At 67.9% G+C, this 23,767-nt stretch carries 10 protein-coding genes and 1 pseudogene; 4 read left to right on the top strand and 7 right to left on the bottom strand.

The genetic code is table 11. From position 1 onward, the window contains the following. The first annotated feature begins 114 nt into the window (after positions 1–114). Both DAT35_RS41440 and DAT35_RS41435 read left to right on the top strand, forming a co-directional pair. The gene (locus tag DAT35_RS41440) at positions 115–7,311 is read left to right on the top strand and encodes a DUF4157 domain-containing protein (RefSeq protein ID WP_108074819.1); all 7,197 of its coding nucleotides are present in this window, start codon (positions 115–117) and stop codon (positions 7,309–7,311) included. Between the two features lie 8 nt (positions 7,312–7,319). Beyond that, a complete protein-coding gene (locus tag DAT35_RS41435) occupies positions 7,320–8,000 on the top strand; it encodes a hypothetical protein (protein WP_108074818.1) in 681 nt (226 codons plus the stop codon). Between the two features lie 126 nt (positions 8,001–8,126). Here the strand turns inward: DAT35_RS41435 and DAT35_RS41430 are convergent, their stop codons facing one another. The 3 genes from DAT35_RS41430 to DAT35_RS41420 are packed head-to-tail and all read right to left on the bottom strand — an operon-like array spanning position 8,127 to position 13,788. After that, on the bottom strand, positions 8,127–9,563 hold the full coding sequence (locus tag DAT35_RS41430; RefSeq protein WP_108074817.1) for an efflux transporter outer membrane subunit: 1,437 nt from the start codon (positions 9,561–9,563) through the stop codon (positions 8,127–8,129). Next, positions 9,556–12,708: an efflux RND transporter permease subunit gene (locus tag DAT35_RS41425; RefSeq protein WP_108074816.1), complete on the bottom strand. Its 3,153-nt coding sequence runs from the start codon at positions 12,706–12,708 to the stop codon at positions 9,556–9,558. Before DAT35_RS41425 ends, DAT35_RS41430 begins: the two co-directional genes overlap by 8 nt. Positions 12,709–12,738: 30 nt before the next feature. Beyond that, positions 12,739–13,788, bottom strand: a complete 1,050-nt coding sequence (locus DAT35_RS41420; protein ID WP_304466082.1) for an efflux RND transporter periplasmic adaptor subunit — start codon at positions 13,786–13,788, stop codon at positions 12,739–12,741. Between the two features lie 370 nt (positions 13,789–14,158). Here DAT35_RS41420 and DAT35_RS41415 point away from each other — a divergent pair, with 370 nt between their 5' ends. Next, the gene (locus DAT35_RS41415; protein WP_108074814.1) at positions 14,159–14,776 is read left to right on the top strand and encodes a TetR/AcrR family transcriptional regulator; all 618 of its coding nucleotides are present in this window, start codon (positions 14,159–14,161) and stop codon (positions 14,774–14,776) included. A 132-nt stretch (positions 14,777–14,908) separates the two neighbouring features. Next, positions 14,909–16,074 (top strand): annotated as a pseudogene (locus DAT35_RS41410) (IS3 family transposase); the annotation flags it as partial. A 112-nt stretch (positions 16,075–16,186) separates the two neighbouring features. On the opposite strand, the gene drmC reads toward DAT35_RS41410, so the two are convergent. Genes drmC through DAT35_RS41390 form a run of 4 tightly spaced genes read right to left on the bottom strand, consistent with a single transcriptional unit; the run spans position 16,187 to position 23,765 of the window. Then, on the bottom strand, positions 16,187–16,948 hold the full coding sequence (gene drmC / locus DAT35_RS41405) for a DISARM system phospholipase D-like protein DrmC (protein ID WP_108074813.1): 762 nt from the start codon (positions 16,946–16,948) through the stop codon (positions 16,187–16,189). Beyond that, entirely contained in the window at positions 16,948–18,789 is a 1,842-nt protein-coding gene (gene drmB / locus DAT35_RS41400) for a DUF1998 domain-containing protein (RefSeq protein ID WP_108074812.1), read from the bottom strand. The genes drmC and drmB overlap by 1 nt, the downstream gene beginning before the upstream one ends. Continuing rightward, complete coding sequence (gene drmA / locus DAT35_RS41395) at positions 18,786–22,796, bottom strand: DISARM system helicase DrmA (RefSeq protein ID WP_108074811.1); 4,011 nt, start codon at positions 22,794–22,796, stop codon at positions 18,786–18,788. The genes drmB and drmA overlap by 4 nt, the downstream gene beginning before the upstream one ends. A gap of 18 nt (positions 22,797–22,814) precedes the next feature. Then, positions 22,815–23,765 carry an O-methyltransferase gene (locus tag DAT35_RS41390; protein WP_146210095.1) on the bottom strand — a complete coding sequence of 317 codons (951 nt, stop codon included), beginning with the start codon at positions 23,763–23,765 and terminating at the stop codon, positions 22,815–22,817. Positions 23,766–23,767 lie beyond the last annotated feature (2 nt).

Below are 23,767 nucleotides of genomic sequence, written 5' to 3'. Positions count from 1 at the left end.
GGCTCTCATCAAAGCAGATGGATCGCCTCCGACCATCTCCACTAATAATTCAGTGCCACGCGATCGGGAGGGGTATCGTGCTGGCTTCGACTCTCATTGAGAAAGGGCCTCCGCATGACGTTCATGAAGGCGCCCATGCAACGCACGCCCGAGGCTCAACCCAACAAGGGAGGAGCCCCGGTCGCAAAGGGACCCACGCGCTCCGCCTACGGCCCTGCCTCGGAAGGAGCGCACGACGGCCAGGGGGCCCCGGAGCAGCGGATACCGCTGGTTCAGCGCAAGCCCGCCATCAGCTCCCCGGGCGACGCCTCCGAACGTGAAGCGGACGAGATCGCGGAGAAGGTGATGCGAATGAGCGCGCCGAGCTTCTTCGGAGCGGCGTCCACCACCATCGTTCAGCGCCAGGGTGGGGAGCCGCCTCCGCACAGGCCATCTCCGGGCCGCGAGGCAGGGCTCGATTCCGGGACGGCCGTTCGTGAGGCGTCGCGCGGGGGCGAGCCCCTGCCAGAAGAGTTGCGCGCATTCTTCGAGCCACGCTTCGGCCACGACTTCAGCCAGGTGCGCGTGCAAGTCAATGACCAGGCCGCGCAGGCGGTGCAGGCGCGAGCCTATACCGTTGGGCAGAACATCGTGTTCGGCCGAGGGGAGTATGCGCCCGACACGACGGAGGGCAGGGGCCTGCTCGCGCACGAGCTGGCGCACGTGGTGCAACAGCAAGCCGGCCGGGTCGGAGCGACGACGCAGGGGAAGGAAGGCGGGCTCCATGACGAGCCGGCACCGGAGCACGGGGCGGATGTGAAGAGGGCGCGCGCGGCGCGGGGAGACGCCGCCGGTTCGCAGCCGGCTGACGGTCCACTCGTACAGCGTCAGGCTGATCACGGCCGCGAGCCCGCCCAGGCTCATCCCGACGAAGAGTCGCAGCTCGAGCAGGAAGAGCCAAAAGGAGACGAGGCCTCCAACCTCATCGCCGCCATTGAAGCCCTGGGCGCCGAAGAAGGTGGCATGGACGCGCTCCTCGCCGAAGCGGACAAGGCCATGCGCGACACGGGCGCGCCAGGGACGGTCATCCAGCGGAAGACGGGCGACGCGCCCGACGGCGCGCAGACCGCGGCCAACGATTACGATCCCGCCGCCATCGCCAACATGTCGGAAGCCGACTGCAAGCGTCGGCTGCTCGAGATCGTGAATGATCCACGCAGCGTGGCCGACTACCAGAGCGGGAGGCTTACGGGCGATTTCCTCCTGCGCCTCTGCAACAAGTCGAGCGCATTCCTCTGGGCCGACGAACTCAATACGCTCTGCCTCGAGGGGGCGAGTCACCAGCGGGCGATGGCCGCCACGGCCATGACCGAAGGCGGATTCCTCACCCTCCCGATGCTCGAGGGCATCAAGTTCGCCGTCGCCCATCCGAACGATGCGCTCGCCTCGCTCGGCAATACCGCGCTCGCCAAGGTCATCGAAAAGCGCGGGCTCGATCTGCCCGCGGTCCAGCGAACCGTTGATGCGGCGCTCGACAGCATGACCCGGGCTCAGCTCGAGGCCTACCTGGTGCGATTTCCGGACCTCAAGCCCTCCATCGACGCGCGGCTCCGGCTCTATTCCCCACCCTCCGCCAACAAGGACGCGAAGGAAGCGGAAGCGCGCTTCCAGGTCAGCGACACCGCCTTCAAGACCTTCGTGCGAAGCCTGCTGCGAGCGAAGGACACCACCCAGCTCGACGCGCTGCTCGACGGTCCACAGCAACACCGCATGTCGCTCGCGCTCTTCGAGGTCACCGAGACCCCGGAGGAGTATCCCGAGGTCGTCGCGGCCGCACACCGCTGGCTGCGCACCCTCGCGCTCTCGGAGTCGCTGCCGTCACGGCCGGTGGCCGAGCTCGAGGAGCTCGCTGAAGGCCTTGGCAAGGACGGGGTGCGGCGCGTCGATGCGTACCTCAAGCGCACGGCCTCGGAACGATCCTCGGCGCGTTACGGCGAACTCCACGCCTTCGCGGTACGGCTCGCCGCCAGGTTCGGCGGGAGCGTTCTCGCGCCGCCGCCCAAGGTCGAGGCGGGGATCGAGTACTCGCGGGGGACGGGCACCGAAAGCCTCGAGCGCAAGATCGACGTCCTCGTGCTCAAGATGCGGGAGGAGCTGCCGTCTCTCGCGGGCGCCCATGTCACGCACCTCGAGCAGCGCAAAGTGGAGCTGCGCAAGACTCCCGCGGCCGAGATTCCGAACGTGGCCAAACGCCTCGACAGCTCGCTCCTCACGCTCGAGCTGGCGATCAAGCTCCAGGGCATGCTCCCCGAGGAGGATCCGAAGAGTCCCGAGGAAATGGTGACCGCCGTCACCCAGGGCCGAGCCGCGATCGAGCGCGTTCTCTCGCGGCTGGCCACACCGGGCGAGGACGAGGCCCTGGGCCAGTTGCAGAAGGCCCACACGGGCTTCATCCTGGCCTACACCCGGCAGTTCATCCTGAATGCCCAGACCGGCAAGGGCATGCTCCCGGATCTCAAGCAGCCTCCACCGTACCTGGACGAGCTCCTCCAGGGATATGCCCGCGGAGGCAGGATCCACATTGGCGACAGGTCGGCCAAATGGGCCATCTTCCAGACCGAGGTGGACCGGCTCCAGGCCGAGATGAACAAGCTGGGCGAACTCAAGGCCAGGGCCGAGGCGCCGCTCGTCGAGCGTCTCAAGTTCCTGGGCGCCGAGGGCGCGGACATCAGCGCCCAGCTCCAACGCCTCCAGGCGCTCACCACCCTCAGCAATGCCTTCCGCATCGGCGCGGCGCTCATGCACGGGGTGCTCGAGCAGGACGATATCCTCTGGACCGACGTGGCCCACGTCCAGAGGTTGATCAGTCAGGTGATCGACCCGCTCTCCGCCCAGCTCGACGCGGGCGGAATGCCGAAGCAGGACACCCTCCAGAAGGCCGCGGTCGTCGTCGAGGATCTCTTCGACAGCACGGAGAAGCGCCTCAAGAACCTGGCCGAGGCCCACCAGCGCCAGGAGTGGTTCTTCGACATCGCGGCCACGCTGGTGGGCATGGGCGCGATGAGCAAGGCCATGAAGGCCATGAAGGCCGTGCAGTGGTTCTACAGGGGCGGCCGCGCCGCACTGCTCGGCAAACAGGCGCTCAAGTTCGCCATCGGCTCGCTCATCTTCACCACCGCGAGCTCCGCCACCCGGGCGGTGTTCAAGGGCGAGCTGCCAACGGCGGCCGAGTTCGCCAAGCAGGCTGGCGTGGACCTCGCCACCCTCGGCATCCTCCATGGAGTGAGCTTCCTGGTCGGCCTCCGGTTCGGTCGCATCAGCGCAACCCTCTCCGAGGCCGAGCAGCAGGCGGCGCTGCAGAAACTGGGGGTGATGCAGACCGGCGCCACCTTCGCCACGCTCTGGGCCTGGGCGTCCGGCGAGACGATCTGGAACATGAAGCCCGAGGAGCGCACGCTCGAGAACGTCCTCGGCGCGATCGCCAAGACCGGGGCACGCACCGCCCTGGACCTGGCGGCCCTCCACTTCGGCCAGAGGCTCGGGTCCCTCCCCAGGATCGGCGACCCCCAGAAGGTCGAGGCCGCGAAGGCGAAGCTGAACGCCGAGTACGAGCAAGCGCAGCGCGCGGGCCAGCAGGTGGAGACCGAGATCAACAAGTGGAGCAAGGAGGGCAGCGATCCGGCCAAACTCGATCCCCTCCTGAAGAAGGCCGACCGCGTTTTCGCCCAGCTCCGCTCGATCTACGACCGCATGGTCGATGTCGGCATGCTCAAAGCGGAACAGCAGAAGCTGCTCTCCGACGCCACGCTCGCGGAACGGACCCTGCTCCAGAACCTGCGCGAGGCCGCCCGCCTCCAGCTCCAGGAAAAGAGCGAGACGGTGCAGAGCTACCGGGGCGAGGCGCGCAACATCGACCTCTATCTGAAGCGGCTCAAGCAGCAGGGCATCATCACGGACGTCCGGCCCAGGAGCGAGGGCGTCTTCGAGGTCGCCTACACCGACGGCGTCACCCGCTGGTTCTACCCCGAGGGCCAGCAGCCACCGAACGCGGACAAGGTCCTCTACAACAACGAGGTCCCCCCCGCCGAGGTCCAGCAGTTCCCGAGTCTCTCCGAGGGCCTGCGCGGGTTCGTCGCAAGCGGCGAGGTCCGCTTCGTCCAGGGAACGGCGGCACGGGGCGCGGAGCTGCGCTTCAAGGACGGCCGTGCCGTAGTCGTGCTCGGCAAGGAATACACTCCCGCCGAGCTGAACAGAGCCGTCGCGGAGGCACAGCGCCTCTGGGTCGATCCCAAGGCCAGGAAGAACGTCAAGGTCGAGGTCGAGGCCCTCAAGGAGCCCTGGGAGCAGGCCAGGGAGACCTCGGAGAACCTCGGGAAGCTCGAGGCCGAGCAGCCTGGAACATCGGACGCGACGGCACGCGAGTCACTGGCCAGGGAGATCGAGCGGCAAGTGCCCGATCTCACGTTGCTCGAGCAGGTCCAGGCCGGAAAGGCGAAGATCGTCATCACGTTGGTCGTGCCCGGTGGCGGGCCCACGGGCGTCAAGACGATGAACGACAAGCTCATCGGCTACCAGCTCAACTCCACGCTCGTGATCCCCGCGCGCAATTCCGTCCTCGTCGAGGCGTTCGAGGGCCTGCCCTACAACGAGAAGGCCAGCGAGAGCATCCGCATCGTCGAGCAGTCGTACAAAAGCCTCACCATGACCACTACGATTGGTGACGTGGCGCGCCTGCAGCGCCTCATGGCCGAGGGCATGCGCCGGGTCGACCTGGGCATGTTCAGGGTGCTCAAGGACGCCTTCAAGGAGGGCAAGCGAAACTGGACCGCGGAGCTCGAGAAGAACGCGGCCAACAAGGACAGCGAGCAGTACAAGGACGCCAAGAAGCGTGTCGAGAACATCGACAGGGTGCTCGCCGATCTGGAGCGGGCCGGGCCCGAGGGATTCCGCTTCGACATGCAATTCGGCCTCGCCGAGGTCAGGGGCGGCGGTGCGGCCATGGCCTCCGAGCAGACCGCCTATCAAGCCGCGCTCGAGGCCAAGATGAACGCCTCCAAGGCGGCCAGCATGGCGCGCAGTGGGGGGACCGATGGCCAGGCGGCCCAGGAGGCGGCGGGGGGCGACACGCGCGGTCGGGTCTTCGATGAGAAGGCCTTCCTCGGCTTCGCCGCCAGCGCCGCCGCGCTGCGCACCCAGATCATCGCTCGTGGCAACATCCTCACCATCGCGGGCCGGCCCCAGCGGATCTTCGTCGAACAAGCCGGACAGCTGCTGCCCAACGAGCACATCCTGCGCGACGTCCGGAAGGACAAGATCACCAAGGATGAGCTGCCGTCGAACGAGCACGCGCAACTCGAACTCATCAAGAAGTACATGAATCACATCAACGCCTTCGACTTCTTCAAGGGCTTCACCAGCAAGGAGAGCGTTGACGTCCTCCCGGGGAGGATGAAGCAGGCGCAAGCGCTGGCCGACGCCCTGCGCGAGAACAGGCCCGTGGATCCCGCCCAGGTCCAGGCGATGCTGGAGCAGGACGTCACGGGGCAGATCGTGCCGCAGATGGGCACCGCCTCCGAGGCCGCCTTCTACAACCGCGCGCGCACCTCCTCCGAGCGGATCCTCATCAACGCCGACATCATCGATCTCGGCCTCGATGCATTGATGACATACACCCGGCAGATGGAAGCGGTCAGCGCGAAGAACCTCAAGGGAGAGGAACTCTTCCGCGCGTCGAAGGAAGCCACGGATGCGCTGATCGAGTTCAAGCGCCGCGCGTCCGATGAGGTCCAGAAGATCCACGAGCAGTTCCGCCAGCGGGCCATCGCCGACCTCGAGAAGAAGCCGAACAGGACGCCAGAGGAAGACGCCGTGCTCAAGCAACTGCGCCAGGAAACGAACGCGCTCATGTTGCTCGGCGGCGATGAGATCACGCTCTCACTCCATCCAGCGCTGCAGTCCTACATTCCCGAGCTGGTGCAGGCCGTGGCCCGGGCCTGCCGGGGTCGCGTCGCCGTCACCCAGGCACGCACGGCCCCCGAAAAGGCGGGGGACGAGGCCGCCCGTGTCGAAGCACACCAGAAGGCGATGAAGGCGGCCGATCCGGCGGCCAACGTACTCAAGGGCTTCGAGGTCGAGCTGCGCAAGCTCAACCAGATGGTCGGACAGGTCGAGGATGTCGCCCGGAGGCGTTCCGCTCAGGAGATGGTGGACACGCTGGCACTCGACCAGTTCTTCGCCGACGTCGATCCCAAGACGGGAGAGGTCAAGCTGCGTCGCCTCGGCTCCGGCGTGGAGGTTTTGGAGAGCGACCTCAAGGCGCAGATCCAGGAAACCAAGAAGCAGATTCACGACCTCTATGGTGCCCCCCTACCCGCGCTGGCACCACCGAGCCACGGCCATAAGGCCAAGGACGACGAGGACGTGCCGCGCATCAAACCCGTGCCCCGACCTCGGCTCCCGACCTCGACCGGCTCCGTGGACTTCGCCGCCGAGGCTCTCGAGCGGGCGGCGCCCGGGCTCAGCCACGACACCCGCGCGAAGGCGCTCGCCAACCTGCGCCGGCTCCCCACCGATCACGCCAATCGGGTGATCGTCGCCCTCCCTGAGGGCCAGTCGACCGAGCTCGCCACCTGGCTCGCGCGCCCGGGGGTAGGCGAGATGCTCGGAGCCATGAGCCCCGAGTTCGCCGCCGAGCTCCTGCTCACGGACCGCGCCTTCCTCGTCGGCCTCTCGCCCAGGCCCCTGCTCTTCTGGTACCAGAGCGGCTTCCAGAAGGCCGCCGGGGGCGGCAAGGTCTCCGATTTCCTCCGCTTCCTGCGCGACCTGGAGAAATACAGCGGCAACCTGGAGGTCTCCAGTCTCGAGCAGGCGAAGCAGCGCGTCGAATCGTTCTCGCGAACCGGCCCCGCGTTCCCCTACGCTCCACGACAGAGCCTCCAGCCGACGATCTCTTCGCCTGACGCACCTCGCAGCCCCTATCGCATCTCCGGCGAATACCTCATCCAGAAGGGGATTTCCCAGGGCCCGTTCTTCTCCGTGGACCTCGACGGGGGTCTCTGGGTTCTCCAGCAGAGCGACGCTCAGGTCACCCGCGGCTGGTTCTTCGACGGCGCTGGCGAGGCGCCGAAGAAGGACGTCGACATCCGGGGCTCGCTCCAGAAGTTGCGAGAGGCCATCGCCAGTGCGCAGGGCAAGCCCAGGAGCGAGGCGCAGGCGCTCCTGAATCCGCTCGAGCCGCTGTTCAACGAGCTGCTCTTCTTGCGGCGCGTCCGGGATGTGGACCTCAAGGAGGTATATAAGGTTCTCGAGCAGTTCGAGGCGCTGCGGAGGTGAGGCCGTCCATGAGCCTGGAGGTGAGCGACGAGGCATTCGAGGAGAACCTCCACCGGTATTTCGAGGCCGAGGGGCTGCCGCGTGGAGAGGTGCGGCGCCTGCATGACGAGTGGCAACGATTCGCCGCCGACGAGCGTCGCGTCGCGGAGCAGGAGGCGCTCTTTCGCGTCGGCGCGAGCAAGGTCTCCTGGAGGTTCAAGCGAGAGCCCATGCCGCCCGCCTTCGGCCTGGCCTGGTGGGAGGAGCGCTGGGACGCATGCCCCGGGCGTCTCGTTCACGGTGTCCCCATCACCGCGCTCGATCGCGTCAACATGCTCCTCTCGACCGATTCGGGGCTCCAACCCTGTCCGGCGCCCAGACCCTATCGGCCCGACTGGCTGCCCGGGACCTGGCGCTGCAGCGCGCTCTACCTCGATGGACGGACTCCGACGCAGCCCGAATCCGAGCATGAATGGACCCTCCATCCCGACGGCCGGGTGGAGGTGGTGGGCTCCGACCCCTATCGCATCGCGGGCTCCACCTGGCGCGTCCATCTCTCCTTTCCCGGGAATGAGCTGTGGTTCGAGTGGCCGGCGGCCCTCGCCCGCGCGCGCACGCGGGTGATCGTCCTCGAGCACCAGGATGACGAACTCGACCTCCTCCTGCCCGACCAGGGCATCCATCAATCCAGCCGGTGGCGCCGCGTCTGACGCCACGCCGCTTCGAGTCGAGTCTCGTCGAAGGAGGATGTAGTAGTGTAGTTCCCGCTCACGACTCATCTCGGGGGCCCTCGCCCCCTGTCGTCCCTCCAACCGGCTCGACGACACGGCCCCTACCTACCCGCCCGCGCTCGTCCCCGGTGGCAGCGTGCTCGCCAGCCATCCCCCGCCGAGCGCTTTGTAGAGGTTGACGAGGTTGAACATGCGGGAGAGCTGCGCGTCGATGAGCGTCTGCTGGGCGTTGTAGAGGTCCCGCTGAGCCGACAACAGCGTGATGTAACTGTCCACGCCCGCCCGGTAGCGCTGTTCGGACAAGCGGAAGCGCTGCTCCTCCGCCGTCACCCGATCCGTCTGCGCCTTGAGCTGTTCCTCGAAGGAGGCGCGGGCGACGAGGGCATCCGCCACCTCGCGGAATGCCGTCTGGATGGTGGCCTCATAGCGGGCAATCTCGATGGACTTGGAGACCTCCGCCACCTCGAGGTTCGCCCGGAGCCGGCCACCCGTGAAGATGGGCACACGAATCTGGGGCACGAAGCTCCAGACGCCCGCACCGCCGGAGAAGAGCCCGACGAGCTCCGTGCTGGAGAAGCCACCGGAACCCGTCAGGGTGATGGACGGGAAGAACGCGGCACGCGCCGCCCCGATGTTCGCGTTGGCCGCCTTGAGCTGGTGCTCGGCCTGGAGGATGTCGGGCCTGCGCTGCAGCAGGTCCGACGGCAGTCCCGCGGGCAGGTCCGCGAGGAGCTGCTGGTTGGACAGGGGCCGCGGCGCGGGAAGCTCGGCGGGCAGGGGGCGGCCGATGAGGAGCACCAGGGCGTTCTCCGCCTGCGCGTACTGGCGCTTATAGAATTCCAGGGTGAAACGGCTGGCGTGGACCTGGGTCTCCGCCGTGCGCAGATCCAGTTCGGAAGCCCGGCCGAGCTCGTAGCTGCGCCGGGTGATGTCGAAGGAAGCCTGCACCGTCTCGAGTGTCTGGCGGGCGAGGGCCAGCTGTTCGTCGAGCGCACGTTGGGTGAGATAAGCCCGGGCGACCTCCGCCACGAGAGACAGGTGCGCGCTGCGCTGCGCCTCGCCCAGTGCGAGGTACTGCTCCAGTGCCTGGTTGTTGAGACTGCGCACCCGGCCGAAGAAGTCGAGCTCGTAGGCCGTCACGCCCACGCCCACGCTGTAGGCACTGAGCTCCAGGGGCTCGCGCGTCGGGCTCTGGGAGGCGGACATCCGCTGGAGGGTGTCGCTGGCGGTGGCGTTGACCGTGGGGAAGAGGTCCGCGCGCTGGATGTGGTACTGCGCCCGGGCGCGCTCCACGTTCAGCGCGGCGATGCGCAGGCCGCGGTTGTTCTCGAGGGCCAGGGAGATGAGCTCCCGCAGGCGCTCATCCCCGAAGACGTCCCGCCAGCCAATGTCGGCCGCGTGGACGCCCGTCTGCCCCTCGCCGCCCTCCCCTCCTGGAAACGCGGAGGCGACGGGAGCCTCGGGACGCTGGTACTTCGGCGCGAGCGTGCAGCTCGCCAGCAGGACCGCGCTCGCGGTGGCCAGCAGAAAATGCCTAACCATGGACCGTACCTCCGGCGGTGGCAGGTACCTGCGGCGCCGCGGTGGGCGCCCTCGAGAACCTGCGGAGAATGACGACGAAGAACACGGGGACGAGGAAGACGGCCAGCACCGTGCCGGAGACCATTCCGCCGATGACGCCAATGCCGATGGCGTTCTGGCTGCCCGAGCCCGCTCCGCTTGCGAGCGCCAGCGGCAGCACGCCGAGGATGAACGCGAGCGACGTCATGATGATGGGGCGCAAGCGCATACGCACCGCGTCCAGCGCCGCGTCCTTGAGGCTCCGGCCCTGCTCGTACAAATCCTTGGCGAACTCGATGATGAGGATCGCGTTCTTGGCGGACAGGCCAATCGTGGTGAGCAGGCCAACCTGGAAGTACACGTCGTTGCTGAGCCCCCCCATCAGCGCCGCCACCAGCGCGCCGAGGACGCCGAGCGGCACCACCAGCATGACGGACGCGGGGATGGACCAGCTCTCGTAGAGCGCCGCCAGGCAGAGGAACACGACGAGCAGCGAGATGGCGTAGAGCGCCGGCGCCTGGGAGCCCGACAGCCGCTCCTCGTAGGACATGCCCGTCCACTCGTAGCCGATGCCTGGCGGGAGTTGCTGGACGAGCTCCTCCATGGCCCTCATCGCCTCACCGGAGCTGTAGCCCGGCGCGGCCTCGCCGAGAATCTCGACCGAGGGTAGGCCGTTGAAGCGCTCGAGCTTCGGCGAGCCGTAGGTCCACTCGCCCGAGGCGAAGGCCGAGAACGGCACCATCTCTCCGAGCGCGTTGCGCACGTACCAGCGATTGACGTCCTCCGGCTGCATCCGGTAGGGCGCGTCCGCCTGCATAAAGACCTTCTTCACGCGGCCACGGTCGATGAAGTCGTTCACGTACGTGCCGCCCCATGCCGAGGACAGGGTGCTGTTGATGTCGGCCAGCGACAGGCGCAGCGCCGCCGCCTTCTCCTGGTCGATGTCAACGCGGTACTGGGGCGCGTCGTCGAGGCCGTTGGGGCGCACCTTCGCCAGCGCCGGGTGCCGCGCGGCGAGCCCGAGGAGCTGGTTGCGCGCCGCGATGAGCTTGTCGTGGCCAAGTTCGCCCCGGTCCTGCAACTGCAGGTCGAAGCCCGTCGCGTTGCCGAGCTCCTGGACGGCCGGGGGAACGAAGGCGAAGACCATGCCCTCCTTGATCTGGGAGAAGACGCCCATCGCTCGGCCCACCAGCGCCTTGGCCTTCAGCGCGGGCGACTCGCGCTCGCTCCAGTCCTTGAGCTTCACGAAGGCCAGGCCGGCGTTCTGCCCGCGGCCGCCGAAGCTGAAGCCGCCGATGGCCATCACCGACTCGACGGCGTCCTTCTCCTGGGTGAGGTAGTGGTCCGACACCTTCTGGAGGACCTCGGTGGTCTTCTCCAGCGTGGCATTGGGCGGCAGCTGGACCATCGTGAAGACGAAGCCCAGGTCCTCGTCCGGAAGGAAGGCAGTGGGCAGGCGAACGAGCAGCAGGCTCATGACGCCGACAATCGCCACATAGACGAGCATGGAGCGACCCGCGCGTCCCAGCAGCACGCCCACGAGCCCCTGGTACTTGTGGCTGCCGCGCTCGTAGGCACGGTTGAACCAACCGAAGAAGCCGCGCCGCTCGTGGCCATGACCGGCGGCCACCGGCGCGAGGAGCGTGGCGCAGAGGGCCGGCGTGAGCGTCATCGCTACGAGGACCGAGAGCACCATGGAGGAGACGATGGTGATGGAGAACTGCCGGTAGATGACGCCCACCGAGCCGCCGAAGAAGGCCATGGGCACGAACACGGCCGACAGCACCGAGGTGACGCCGACGAGAGCGCCGGTGATCTGCCCCATGGACTTGCGGGCGGCCTCCTTCGGGGACAGGCCCTCCTCACTCATGACGCGCTCGACGTTCTCCACCACCACGATGGCGTCGTCCACGAGCAGGCCGATGGCCAGCACCATGCCGAACATCGTCAGCGTGTTGATGCTGTAGCCGGCCACCGCGAGCACGCCGAACGTGCCGAGCAACACCACCGGCGCCGCGATGGCGGGAATCAGCGTGGCGCGGAAGTTCTGCAGGAAGAGGTACATCACGATGAACACGAGGATGATGGCCTCGATGAGCGTCTTGATGACCTCCTTGATGGACAGCCGCACGAAGGGCGTGGTGTCCATGGGGTACACCACCTGCATTCCGGACGGGAAGAACTTCGCGAGTTCGTCGACGCGAGCGCGAACCGCCGTGGCCACGTCCAGCGCGTTGGCGCCCGTGGCCAGCTTGATGGCCATCGCCGTGGCGGGCTTGCCGTTGTAGTTGCTGGTGGCCGCGAACGACTCACCCGACAGCTCCACGCGCGCCACGTCGCGCAGCCGCACCTGCGAACCGTCCGGGTTGACGCGCAGGAGGATGTCGCGAAACTGCTCCGGCGTCTGCAGACGGCTCTGCGCCGTCACGGTGGCGTTGAGCTGCTGACCCTCGATGGAGGGCGCGCCCCCGAGCTGGCCCGCGGAAACCTGCGCGTTCTGCACCTGGATGGCGGCGCTCACGTCGGCGGGGGTGAGCTTGTAGCTGGTGAGCCGGTCCGGGTTGAGCCAGATGCGCATGGCGTACTGGCCACCAAAGAGCTGCACCTCACCCACGCCGGACACGCGGGCGAGCTGGTCCTGCACGTTGGACGCCACGTAGTCGGCCAGGTCGTAGCGGTTCATGCTGCCGTCGGCCGAGGTGAAGCCGATGATCATCAGGAAGTTGTTGACGGCCTTGTTGACGCGCAGGCCCTGCTTCTGGACCTCCATCGGCAGCAAGGCCATGGCCGTCTGCAGCTTGTTCTGCACCTGGACCTGGGCGATGTCCGGGTCCGTGCCGGCATCGAAGGTCAGGCTGATGGTCACGTTGCCCGCCGAGTCGCTCGACGAGGCCATGTAGCGCAGGTGGTCGAGCCCGTTCATCTTCTGCTCGATGACCTGCGTGACGGTGTCCTCGAGCGTCTTGGCCGAGGCACCGGGGTAGAAGGCGCTGATGCTCACGATGGGCGGAGCAATGGCCGGGTACTGGGCGACGGGCAGGCCCAGAATCGCCAGCGCGCCCCCCAGCATGATGATGATGGCAATGACCCACGCGAAGATGGGTCGGTCAATGAAGAATCTGGCCACGGAAGTTCTCGCGGATGCGGTGAGCTGGGCTCAGCGCGTGGATTGAATGACGGGAGCACTCCCGGCGGCGGGCACGGCGCGTACCTCGCTGCCCGGCCGCACCTTCTGCAGGCCCTCGACGATGACGCGGTCCCCCGCCGCCAGCCCCTCGGTGACGAGCCACTTGTCACCCACGCTCCGCTCCGCCACGAGCGTGCGCGGCTCGACCTTGTTCTCCGCGCCGACGACGAGCGCCGTCGCCTGGCCCTTGGGGTCGCGCGTGATGGCCGCCTGGGGCACGAGCAGCGCGTCCGGGTCCACGCCCTCCTCCAGCCGCGCGCGGACGAACATGCCCGGCAGCAGCCGCTGCTGGGGGTTGGGCACGAGCGCCCGCAGGGTGATGGAGCCCGTGGACGGGTCCACCGTCACGTCGGAGAACTGCAGCATGCCCGGCTCCGGGTACTCGGTGCCGTCCTCCAGGAAGAGCTTCACCTTCGCCTGCGTGGCGTCCGCGCGCTGAAGCCGCCCGCTCTCCAGTTCCCGTCGGAGCCGCAGCACCTCGGCGCTCGACTCGGAGACGTCCATGTAGAGCGGATCGAGCTGCTGCACGGTGGCCATGAGGGTGGCCTGGCCCTGTTGGACGTAGGCGCCCTCGGTCACCTCCGCGCGACCGATGCGGCCCGACACGGGGGCAGTGACGCGGGTGTAGCCCAGATTGATTTGCGCCGTCTGGACGGCGGCCTTCGCCGCGGCGACGTCCGCGAGGGACACCTTCTGCGCTGCGATGGCGTTCTCATACTCCTGCTTGCTGATGGCGCGCGCGGCCAGCAGCTCCGTAGAGCGCTCCGCCAGCAGACGGTTCTGCTCCAAGTTCGCCTCGGCCCGCGCGAGCGTGGCCTTGGCGCTGTCGAGCGCCGCCTGGTAGGGCTGGGGATCGATCTGGAAGAGCACCTGCCCCTCCTTGACGTCGCTGCCCTCGGTGAAGAGCCGCTTGAGCACGATGCCGTTGACGCGGGCGCGCACCTCGGCCACCCGGTACGCGGAGGTCCGGCCCGGCAGTTCCTTGGCGAGCGCCACGGGCGCCGCGGCCAGCTGCACCACTCCCACCTCCACGGGACCGGAAGGACCCGGGCCAGCTGGAGCGCCCGGCTTGTCGCCACATGCCCCAAGAAGCAGGGCTCCGAGAGCGGCCACGCCCAAGCCCCTGACCCGCGGAGTGGGAAAGGGCCAGCGGGCACATTCCCGCTCGGCTGCTCTCATCAAGACCGATTCTGTTTTCACCATCTCTCCCTCGGCCTCGGTCGGAGGGCCCGGCAGGGGGCATCCACGAGGCAACCGACAACAAACTGAACCGTTCAGTTCAGTTGGACGGGAAATAAGTCCGAAGATGGTTCTCGTCAAGACTAAACCGTTCAGTTTACTCTATTCAGAGGAGAGACAGGCGGGCCATGGCGAGTGAGAAAGGCGGAACATGAGGAAGACACCAGCGGAACTCTCGCCGACCAAGCGTGCGCAGATTCTCAGTGGCGCGTCCGCGGTCTTCAGTGACCTGGGGTACGAGCGGGCGAGCGTCGATGCGATTGCCGCCCGTGCCGGAGTCTCCAAGGCGACGATCTACAACCACTTCGAGGACAAGAAGGCGCTGTTCCTCGCATGCCTCTCCGAAGAGGGGCGAGCGCTGGAGGAGCGTCTGCGCGAGGTGCTGGACACGCCGTCGGGCGACCTGGAGCGTGACCTCCAGCTGATTGGAGAGGCCGTGCTGCGCCTGCTCCTCTCACCTGCCACCCTCAAGCGGTACCGCATCTTCGCGGCGCAGGTGGACCGCTTTCCGGAGCTCGGGGTGGCGCTGTTCGAGCATGGCCTGAGGCCCACACAACTGAGGATGACCCGCTACCTGGAGCGGGCCAGCGCGACGGGGGCCTTGAGACTGGAGGACCCCGCGCAGGCCGCCCTGGATTTCCTGGCCCTCTGCCAGGGCGACATCCCCCTCCGGGCACAGCTCGGGGTCCTCGAGAGCCTCACGGACGAGCAGATTCGCGCCAGGGTCGCTCACGCCGCGCGCGTCTTCCTCTGTAGCTACCGCCCGTGAGGGGCGAGGGCGGACGGAGTGTCAGTCGCGCACCACCCGCGCGCCGCGACTGATGATGTCGCAGCCGTGGTATGAGCCTGCCCCGGTTTTGTGGACACACCCAATAAGTCGGCTACACGGGAGGTAGTGTCCATGGAGCGAAGGAAGAGGCGGAGTTTCACCCCGGAGTTCAGGTCCGATGCGGTCCGGCTGGTGCGTGAGGGCGGCAAGAGCCTGCCCCAGGTGGCCAAGGACCTGGACCTGACGGAGTCGGCGCTGCGCAACTGGGTACGCGAGGCAGACGGCGACAAGGGCAAGGAGCCGGCAGGCGCGCTCTCCACGGCCGAGCGGGAGGAACTGGTCAGGCTGCGCAAGGAAGTGCGCCATCTGGAGATGGAGCGTGACTTCCTAAAAAAAGCAGCAGCCTTCTTCGCGAAGGAGACCTCGAAGTGAAATTCGAGTTCATCGAGGCGCAGAAGGCCCATTTTCCCGTGGATTTCATGTGCCAGCAGTTGGGCGTCTCGCGCTCGGGCTACTACGCCTGGAAGCAGCGCCCGGAGTCCGAGCGGCACAAGGCGGACCGGACCCTGGCCGAGGTAGTGACGGCGGTGCACAAGGAGAGCCGCGGCACGTACGGTAGCCCGCGCGTGCATGCCGAGCTGCGTGCCCGTGGGCAGCTGGTGAGCCGCAAGCGCGTGGCCCGCCTCATGCGCCAGCAAGAGCTGGCTGCCCGCCAGAAGCGCCGCTTCGTGCGGACGACGGACTCACGCCACAACCAGCCCGTGGCGCCCAACATCCTTGAGCGCAACTTCTCCCCCGGCCAGCCCGATTGCACCTGGGCCACGGACATTACCTACGTGGGGACGAGGTAGGGCTGGCTCTACCTGGCCGTCGTCATGGACCTCTTCTCACGCAAGGTGGTGGGCTGGTCGATGAGCCAGAACATCGACCGGCACCTGGTGCTCAACGCGCTGGACATGGCGCTCAAGGGACGCCAGCCGCCGCGCGGGCTGCTGCATCACTCGGACCGGGGCAGCCAGTACGCCAGCACCGACTACCAGCAGGCGCTGGCCGCTCGCGGGATTCAATGCAGCATGTCACGCAAGGGCAACTGCTGGGACAACGCCGTGGTGGAGAGCTATTTCAGCACCTTGAAGCAGGAGCTCGTCTACACCGCCGACTTCGCCACGCACGAGCAGGCTCGGCTGGCCCTCTTCGAGTACATCGAGGTCTTCTACAATCGGCAGAGGCGGCACTCGACGCTGGGCTACGTCAGCCCCGTGGATTTTGAGCTTGCGGCCTTACCGCAGAAGTTGGCACCATAACCCTACTGTCCACGTAACCGGGTCAAGCCCAGCCGGGCACTGGCCCACCAGCGCGGGCAACGTGCAACGGCAGGTCGCGCAACAGCTCTCGTCCGGGCGAGCGCGCTCAAGCCCGGTCGATGACCCTAACGTCGATGAGCGCTTGCAGATGATCGCGCAGCGTCTTCGGGACCGGGCCACCGTTGATGAGAACGCCGGCCTCCATGTTCTTCTCGAGGGCGTGACCGGTGAGGTTCGCGCTCGTGATGAAGGTGCGCGCACCGTCGACCACCGCGACCTTCGCGTGGACCTTGCCGTCGACGAAGGGCTCGGGCCTCTCGCGCCACGTGAAGACCTCGGCCGTCGGAATGCTGGCGCGCATCTTCGGGACGAGATCCTTGTCGAGCGTGCCGCCGTGCTCCTTGGACGCCTCAATGAGCACGCGCAGGCGAACGCCACGGCTCGCGGCTTCGTTCATCGCCGTGACGACGCTGTGGACGTCGTAGGCGACGAAGCTCACGAGGAACAGGTCGGTGGTCGCGCTGGCGATCAGGTCGAGCAGCACCTGCTCCGTCCGGCGCGTCGGCACGAAGCGCGTCGTCGGACCGGTCCACACCAGCTCGACGCTCAGCTCGCGCTCGACGCGAAGCCGCGCTTCGGACGCGCCGAGGAGCATGCCCGCGACCTCGTCCCCGCTCGCCTGTTCCTGGCCCCACGCCGCCACAACGCGCGCGACGGCTGCGCGGGCTGCGGGCGTGTCCGCGAGCGTGTTGGCGTTGGGAGCCGCCTTGGGAGCCGCGAGTCCGCGCAGCGCCGACGCGACGGTGCGCACCTTCGATGGAGAGACGAGAGCTACGAGGTCTACGACCGCGTCGAGGAGCGTCTGCATCAGATCCCCGCGAAGAAGGCCGCGTCGGTGACTTGCAGCGTCGGGATGACGAGAGCGCGATCGAGATAGCGGTTGCCGCACTCGCACGACGTCTCGGAGACGAACGAGCAGGCGTGGCACGAGGCGGCGTGCAGCGACGAGTCTGTCCTCGGGCTGTGCTCGGCGCACAGCGGGTCGGAGGCGCAGACCTTCGCGCGGTCGAGCGCCTGCCGCAGCAAGCGCCCGAGGTTTTCGGGCTTGCCAAGGTCGACGAGGCCGCCGAGCGTGCCGTCGGAATCGGCCGCCGCCGTGTAGATCAAGATGCCCGCCTGCGACTTGCCGTCTTCGGTGTCAGCGTAGACGCGCTCGCGGATGCTCGCCGCGTTGTAGCCGCAGTCGAGCGCGAGCTCGCGGATCAGCAGATGCGCGATGGTGTGCAGGAGCGGGAAGCGCATGCCGGGGAACTCGGGATCGGGCTCGAGCCCACGTCGAGCGCGCCAGCCACGGTGTCCCCTGCGCAGCTCGGCTTCCTGCCTCCAGACGCCGGGCCACTTCGCCCAGTCGACGAGCGCTTCCTCCGAGAACTGCAGGAAGATGCCCTCTCCGTGGACCTGCGTGGCCGGGACCCAGTTGGGCGCGGTGCGTCCGATGGGCGCGCGGGGCGCACGCTGCGCTCCACCGCCCTCGTTGGGCGACTCGACGCGGGTGAAGCCGAGCAGCGCGTTCACCTCGCGCAGCCGCTCGAGGAGCAGCACGCGCGAGAGGTGCTTCTCGAAGCCCTTGGGGACGTCCGCCTTCTTGCTCATGAAGTGCGGGTAGTCGGTCGGCGGCGTCGGCGACGTGAGCACGTCCCACTCGGGGCCCTTCAGGTCGAGCTCCTCGTTGCCCACCGTGCCACCGCGATGCGCCTGGATCGCTTCCCACACCTGGTCGCCCGTGAAGGCGTCGATGCCCGGCAACTGCGCCGACTTCTTCAGCGTCTTCACGACGGCCGCCGCTTCGACTGCGCTCTCGACATCCTCGAAGAACGTCCAGCCGTCGGCGACGAGCTGCGCGAGCGGGCTGCCCGTCTGCGGGATGGCGAGCACCGAGAGCGTCACCGGGAACCAGCCGTTCGTCGCGCCGAGCAGGATGGCGCGTGGCACTTCCGCGCAGCCGTCCTCGAAGCGATTGAGGTGCGGGTGCCGCCCACGGCAACCCGGCAGGTTGTCCTTGCCGACCTGCCCGAAGGCCTGCGCCATGCTCTTGGCCGCGCTGCACGTGTCGCAGCGCACCCACAGGTTCTCGGTCTGGAGCGAGGCGCCGCTTTCGAAGAAGCGCAGCGTGCCCTTGCAGGCGATCTGCCCACTGTGAACGAACCAGTGCCACGGGAAGTCGTCGAGGTGGCCCTCGCGGCACGCGAGGAGGAAGCGTGCGGGCACCGCGTCGGCATCGCGCGGCTTCTGGTCACCGCGCGAACCGGTGCATCCTTTGTGGACGAAGCACGTCCTCTCGGGTCGATAGCGGTTCGCCTTCAGCTCGAAGAGGCCCGCGTCGAACGGCGAGAGCAGCCCGCACTTCACACAGCGCATCCAGCGCGGGAACGGCTTCACGGGCACGCCGACGAGCGCCTCGGCCGAGAACGGATCGACGACGTCGCTGTCGTTCAGCGGCGGCATGCGCAGCGACTCGACCTGATCGCCGAGCACGCGGCGCACGTTGGTGAGCAGCCGCGCTTCCTGTATCGGCTGGCAGCGCCCCAGCTCCCAGCGGTCGATGCCCATTGTGACGACGGAAAGGTTCGGGAGATCGATCAGCGCGCCGGGCCCGTAGGTCCACAGGAGCTGGCTCGGGCGGACTTCGCCCACCGGTGTCTTGCTCATGGCGATTCCTCCCCGACCTCTTCAGCCGTCGCCGCGTCGTCGTCGGGTGTGGGGCGAGAGCGCCAGACCGGGTCTTGGTTCGAGCGATCGTCCTCCATCACGAGGTTCAGGCCAGGCTCGACCTCGCGCATCGACATGGGGACGGTCCACGTTGACCACGGCTTGATGCCCGGCGCCTCAAGGAGCGCGTACGCCGTCGGGCCCGCGCCGTACTTCTGGTACACGAGCACGCGCCCGGGCACCGCCGCCTCCTTTGCCCACTCGTCGGCACGGCTCTTCATCTCGGCGGTCGCGAGGTTCTTCTTCGTCGAGTCCTCCGTGACCTCCCACGTCCGCTCCGTGACGGAGTCGACGGTCGAGACCATCTCGGGGCGGCTCGGGCTGTTGAGCGCACCCGCGCCGGGGTTCGGAGCGAACGACTCGAAGCGGTTCCGCATCACGGCGAGCATCGCGCCGGTGAGCCCACGGTCCATCGCGCGCGGCGAGAACGGCGTGACCGACTGCGCCTCGACGTGCTGGTAGAAGGTCGCGTGGTAGTGCTCGAAGGTCTCGTAGTGCGAGAGGTCGCGAGGCCTCGCCCACGTAAGCACCGCCGCGACGAGGCCCGGGAACGCGCGGCCCACGCGGCTCGTCGCCTGGATGTACTCAGCCGTCCCCTTCGGCTGGCCGTTCACGACCATGACACCGAGGCGGTTCACGTCGACGCCGACGGAGAGCATGTTGGTCGCGAGCACCACGTCGATGGGCCGTGGCGCGTCGGGCGCGCGCTGGCTGACGAACTTGTCCTTGGTCGGGTCGAACGCGCCGTCGAAGGGGATCTCGAGCTGGTCGAGGTACTTCGGGATGTCGGCGTTGCTCACGCGCGACGTCAGCTCGGCGATGGTCGAGACGCTCCGTTGCTCGAGCCCGGGTCTCTGCACGAGGCTCATCTTCACGCGGTACGAACGGGTCTGGACGTCGTCTTCCGCGAGGCGCTTCATGCCGCCGAGCTCGCGCAGCGAGTTGAAGTAGCCGACCATCGTCATGTACGGATCGGCGACCGGGCCGAACGCATCGAAGAGCCCCTGCGCCGCCGTGAGGAACGCGGTGTACGTGCGAATGAGCACGGCCGGCCTCGAGCTGCCCGGCGAGCAGATGCCGAGGTACCGCCGCCCCGGCTTGCTCTCGACGGAGCGCTGCACTGAGAAGAAGTCGTCTTCGACGTCGAGCGCCTTCGGCGGGAAGATCGCGAGGCGCCGCATGAAGACGTTGCGCACTTGATCGCCCGCGCGCCGGACCGTCGCCGTCGACGCGACGACCTTCGGGCGCACCTTGGTCTTCCCGATCTGCCACGAGCAGAGGTCGTCGACGGCGGTCTCGTAGAGTCCGACCATCGTTCCGAGCGGACCGCTGATGAGGTGGAACTCATCCTGGATGATGAGGTCGGGCGGGCGCACGCCGCGCACCGGCTTCACCTTCGCAGCGGAATGGGGCTTCTTCGCCTTGTGCCCGGTGCCGCAATCGTGGCCCGGCCAGAGCAGCCCGTGGCGCTCGCACTCCTCGCGCACCTTGCCGAAGAGCGTCCGCACCTCCGCGCGCCACGCCATCATCGCGAACTTGTCGACGGTGGCGATCATCATGGTCGGAGGCCGGTGGTAGATTTCCTCGTCGACGAGCTTCACCGGCAGACCGGGATGCGCGTTGGTGTTCGATTTCGCCTTGCTGAACTCGCAGAGCGAGAGCTTGTCGCCGCAGTAGATGGCCGTGCGCCCCGCGGTCTTGTCGACCTCGATGTCGCGCCCGGGTTGAATCTCCGAGCCACACCACGGGCAGCTCGTGAGCTGCGCGGGCGACGCGATGCCGGCGCGGTTGCGGTCCTTGTCGCGGATGGCCTCAATGGCTTGGTGCGACGCCTCGGTGGTTCCCGGCGTCACCTTGTTGCCCACCCACAGGCCCAGCGTGAACGGCTCCGCGCCCCACTTCGAGACGTCGGCGGCGCGGATGACCTCCATCGCGCAGAGCAGCGTCGCGGCACGCTGGAACTGCTGCAACGTCAACAGGCGCAGCGTGTACCGCATGATGACGGTGAGCCCGCGGCCGCCATCGAGGTTCTCGACGACGCCTTGCAGGCGGCGGATGCCCATCGCGAAGGCGGCGACGCCGAGGTACGCCTCGGTCTTGCCACCGCCCGTGGGGAACCAGAGCAGGTCGGCGAAGGCCTCGGCGGGGCTCGTGCGGTCGGGATGCTTCGGGTCGGCGAGCGACGGGATCGACAGCAGGAGGAACGCGAGCTGGAACGGACGCCACGAGCGGTTCTTCCGCACGTCGACGTCGGCGAAGGTCAGCTCCTCGCCGCGACGACGATTGAGCGCGTAGATGCCTCGCACACGCTGACGGGCCATTGCGCGGTTGGCGAAGCGGAACGCCTCCAGCGCCTTCGGGTCGGCGAGCAGCACCTTCAAGCCCGCGCGCAGGCGTTCGAGCGTAGTCTTGCAGCGGTCCAGCGCCTCGTTGGCCGGGGCGTCGTAGCCCGTGATCTCCGTGCCGACGCGCGCGCGCTGGTCGTCGATCCACGCGGCGTAGTCGTCGACGAGCGTCTTCAGCGCCACTTCGAGTTCGGCTTTGTTGAGGTCGGCGAGCGAGAGCATGTCGAGCCAACCTCGCTCGACCATCTCCTTCATCGCGGGCCGGTCGTCGGGATCGAGGCCGGGCGTCTCAGTAACGGGCACCTCGAAACGCGGGATGACCTCGGTGCGCACGAGCGTGGCGCGCGTCGGATCGTTCGCAGGCGTCTCGGCGTGAACAGCCACGCCGTGCCCCACCGCGAACTCCACGCGACGCCGGTAGATGAGCCCGAGGTGATCGCGCTCCGCGTCGTCCACGACCACGTCGTTGCTCGGGCGCCGCAGGAACACGGGCGTCCCTGCCGCTTCGCCCGAGCCGGTCACGCCGAGCTCGGGCTGGAAGAGCCACGCGCTGTCGCGGTTGGTCTCGGGCTCGAGCTGGCCGTTCACGAGGAACAGCGTGACGAGGCGTTCGCCCTTGGCGTTGGTGCGCACGGCGCCCTGAATGCGGACCTCGTCCTGCTCGGCATCGGGCACCAGCGACTGGATGGGGCCGTCGTTCAGCGTGAGGGTCACGCGGCCGCCTCGCGGGAAACGGCGCCAGACCTTCACCTTGGTCTCTTCGACCTCGCCGGTTTCGCGGTTCTTCCTCGGCCGCGTGTACTCGTGCTCGTCCTTCGGAACACGGGCGTAGCTGCCCCAGCGCGCGGTGACGTCGAGCGTCTTCACGTCGGGCCCGACGCAGAACGTGAGGCCCATGCTCAAGGGCACGAGGGACTGGTTGCTGGTCGTGTCGATCTCGTCTAGCGCGTCGTCCTCGGGCTCGACGCGCCCGCTTGCGCGGTTGAACTCGGCGCCGGGCTCGTGGAGCGGGGCGTCGTTCTCCTGCGCGGAGTCGTCCTCTTCGTCGGCCGCCGCTGCGGGCTCGACCTCGGTGCCCGTCGTCGCGTCGCCCGGCGTGCGCGGAGCGAGCTTGCCGACGAGGTAGCGGTCGCGAACGCTCATGTCGACGACCAGCTCCTCGGGGCCGTTGGCCGGCCCGAGCAGGTCGTCGCGCGTCGCAAGCTCGAGCAGCTTGCGCACGTATGCGGCGTCCTGGAGGAGCGGCACGTCGGCCGACGACGAGACGCCGTCACGCGCGAGCACCGCGGCGAGGTCTTCGGGACGCAGGCGCGAGACCTGTCCCATGGGTAACGTGAGCCCGACGTCGGCGAGCGAGCCCGCCGTCTTCACCACGTGTAGCTTGTCGAAGTAGAGCGTGGTCGACTCTAGGTCGGCCCGGATGCGCAGGATGCGCCCGACGCGCTTCAGGGCTCCCGTCGTGTCCACGACGACGACCCAGTGGCCCCGCGCCAGCGCGCTGAAGCCGGTGCGTTCACCGCCGAGCCGAACGACGAACGGGCCGAGCGACGTCGCCTCCTTGGCGAGCCATGCCTGTGCGTTCGGTGTGGCGGCCGTCGTCATGCGTCGCTCCTCATCTCGCTACAGCTCCACTCGCGAGAAATGCGGGTAGATCCGGTAGAACTTCTTGAACACCTCGAAAGGATCTTCTCCGAGCCCCGACTCGGGCAGGTCGAAGCCAAGTTTCTCGCGGGCATCGCCGTTCGCCTCCATCGTCAGGCGCTCCAACGTGGAGAGCGCGGGGAGATCGATTCGGAGCGGCTGGTCGGGCGGCGAGTAGAACGTCCAGCCCTTCACCAGGGGCTCGACGATCGTGTCGTTCGCTCCGCACACGACGAGCGTCGCCGTGACCATCGGCTGGCCGTCCGCGTAGTGCGTGCTCAGCGCCCACACGACCTTGCGGTCCGCGTGGCTGAGCACCTCCTTCTCGACGGCGAGGAACAGGGCGCGCAGGATGCTCGGGCCGTAGGTGCGCTTCTCCATGCCTGCGGCGGTCAGGTCACTCGGGCAGAGAGCCCCAAGCCGATCCTTGAACTTCTCGAGGCGCCACGCCCACAGCGCCTCGCCGGAGAGCTTCGGGTTCGGTTCTCCCAGCGCGCTCGGTTGGGCGTTCAGGGTGATGCGGAGGATGCTGTTGAGCTTCACCTCGCCGACCGTCCTCGCGAAGCGCCCGATCTGCTCGACGGGCTTCGGCGCCGTGTAGTCGAACCAGATGATCGCGGGTCGGTCGAAGTCATGGGCATCGAGGTAGTCTTCCAGGCTCGAATGCACGCACTCGACCGACGCGGTGGGTCGGTTGAAGAGCTGTCGCTTGTGGACCGCCTCCTCGGCCTCGACGCTCGTCATGCGGTCGATTCCGAGACGCGCATGCACCAGCCGGAAGTCTTCGAGGAACGAGCCTCCGAGGCCGATGTAGTGATGCCCCTCGAGCGCCAAGGCAGGCGCCAAGCGCGTCAACAGCGACAGGAACAGCTCGCGGTCCACGGCCTTGTTCGGCCGCAGCTTGTACGGCACTGAAGAACCGGTGCTCACGT

It is taken from the genome of Vitiosangium sp. GDMCC 1.1324 (assembly GCF_003044305.1).
Classification (GTDB): domain Bacteria; phylum Myxococcota; class Myxococcia; order Myxococcales; family Myxococcaceae; genus Archangium.
This window is presented reverse-complemented; position numbering and strand designations above follow the sequence as displayed.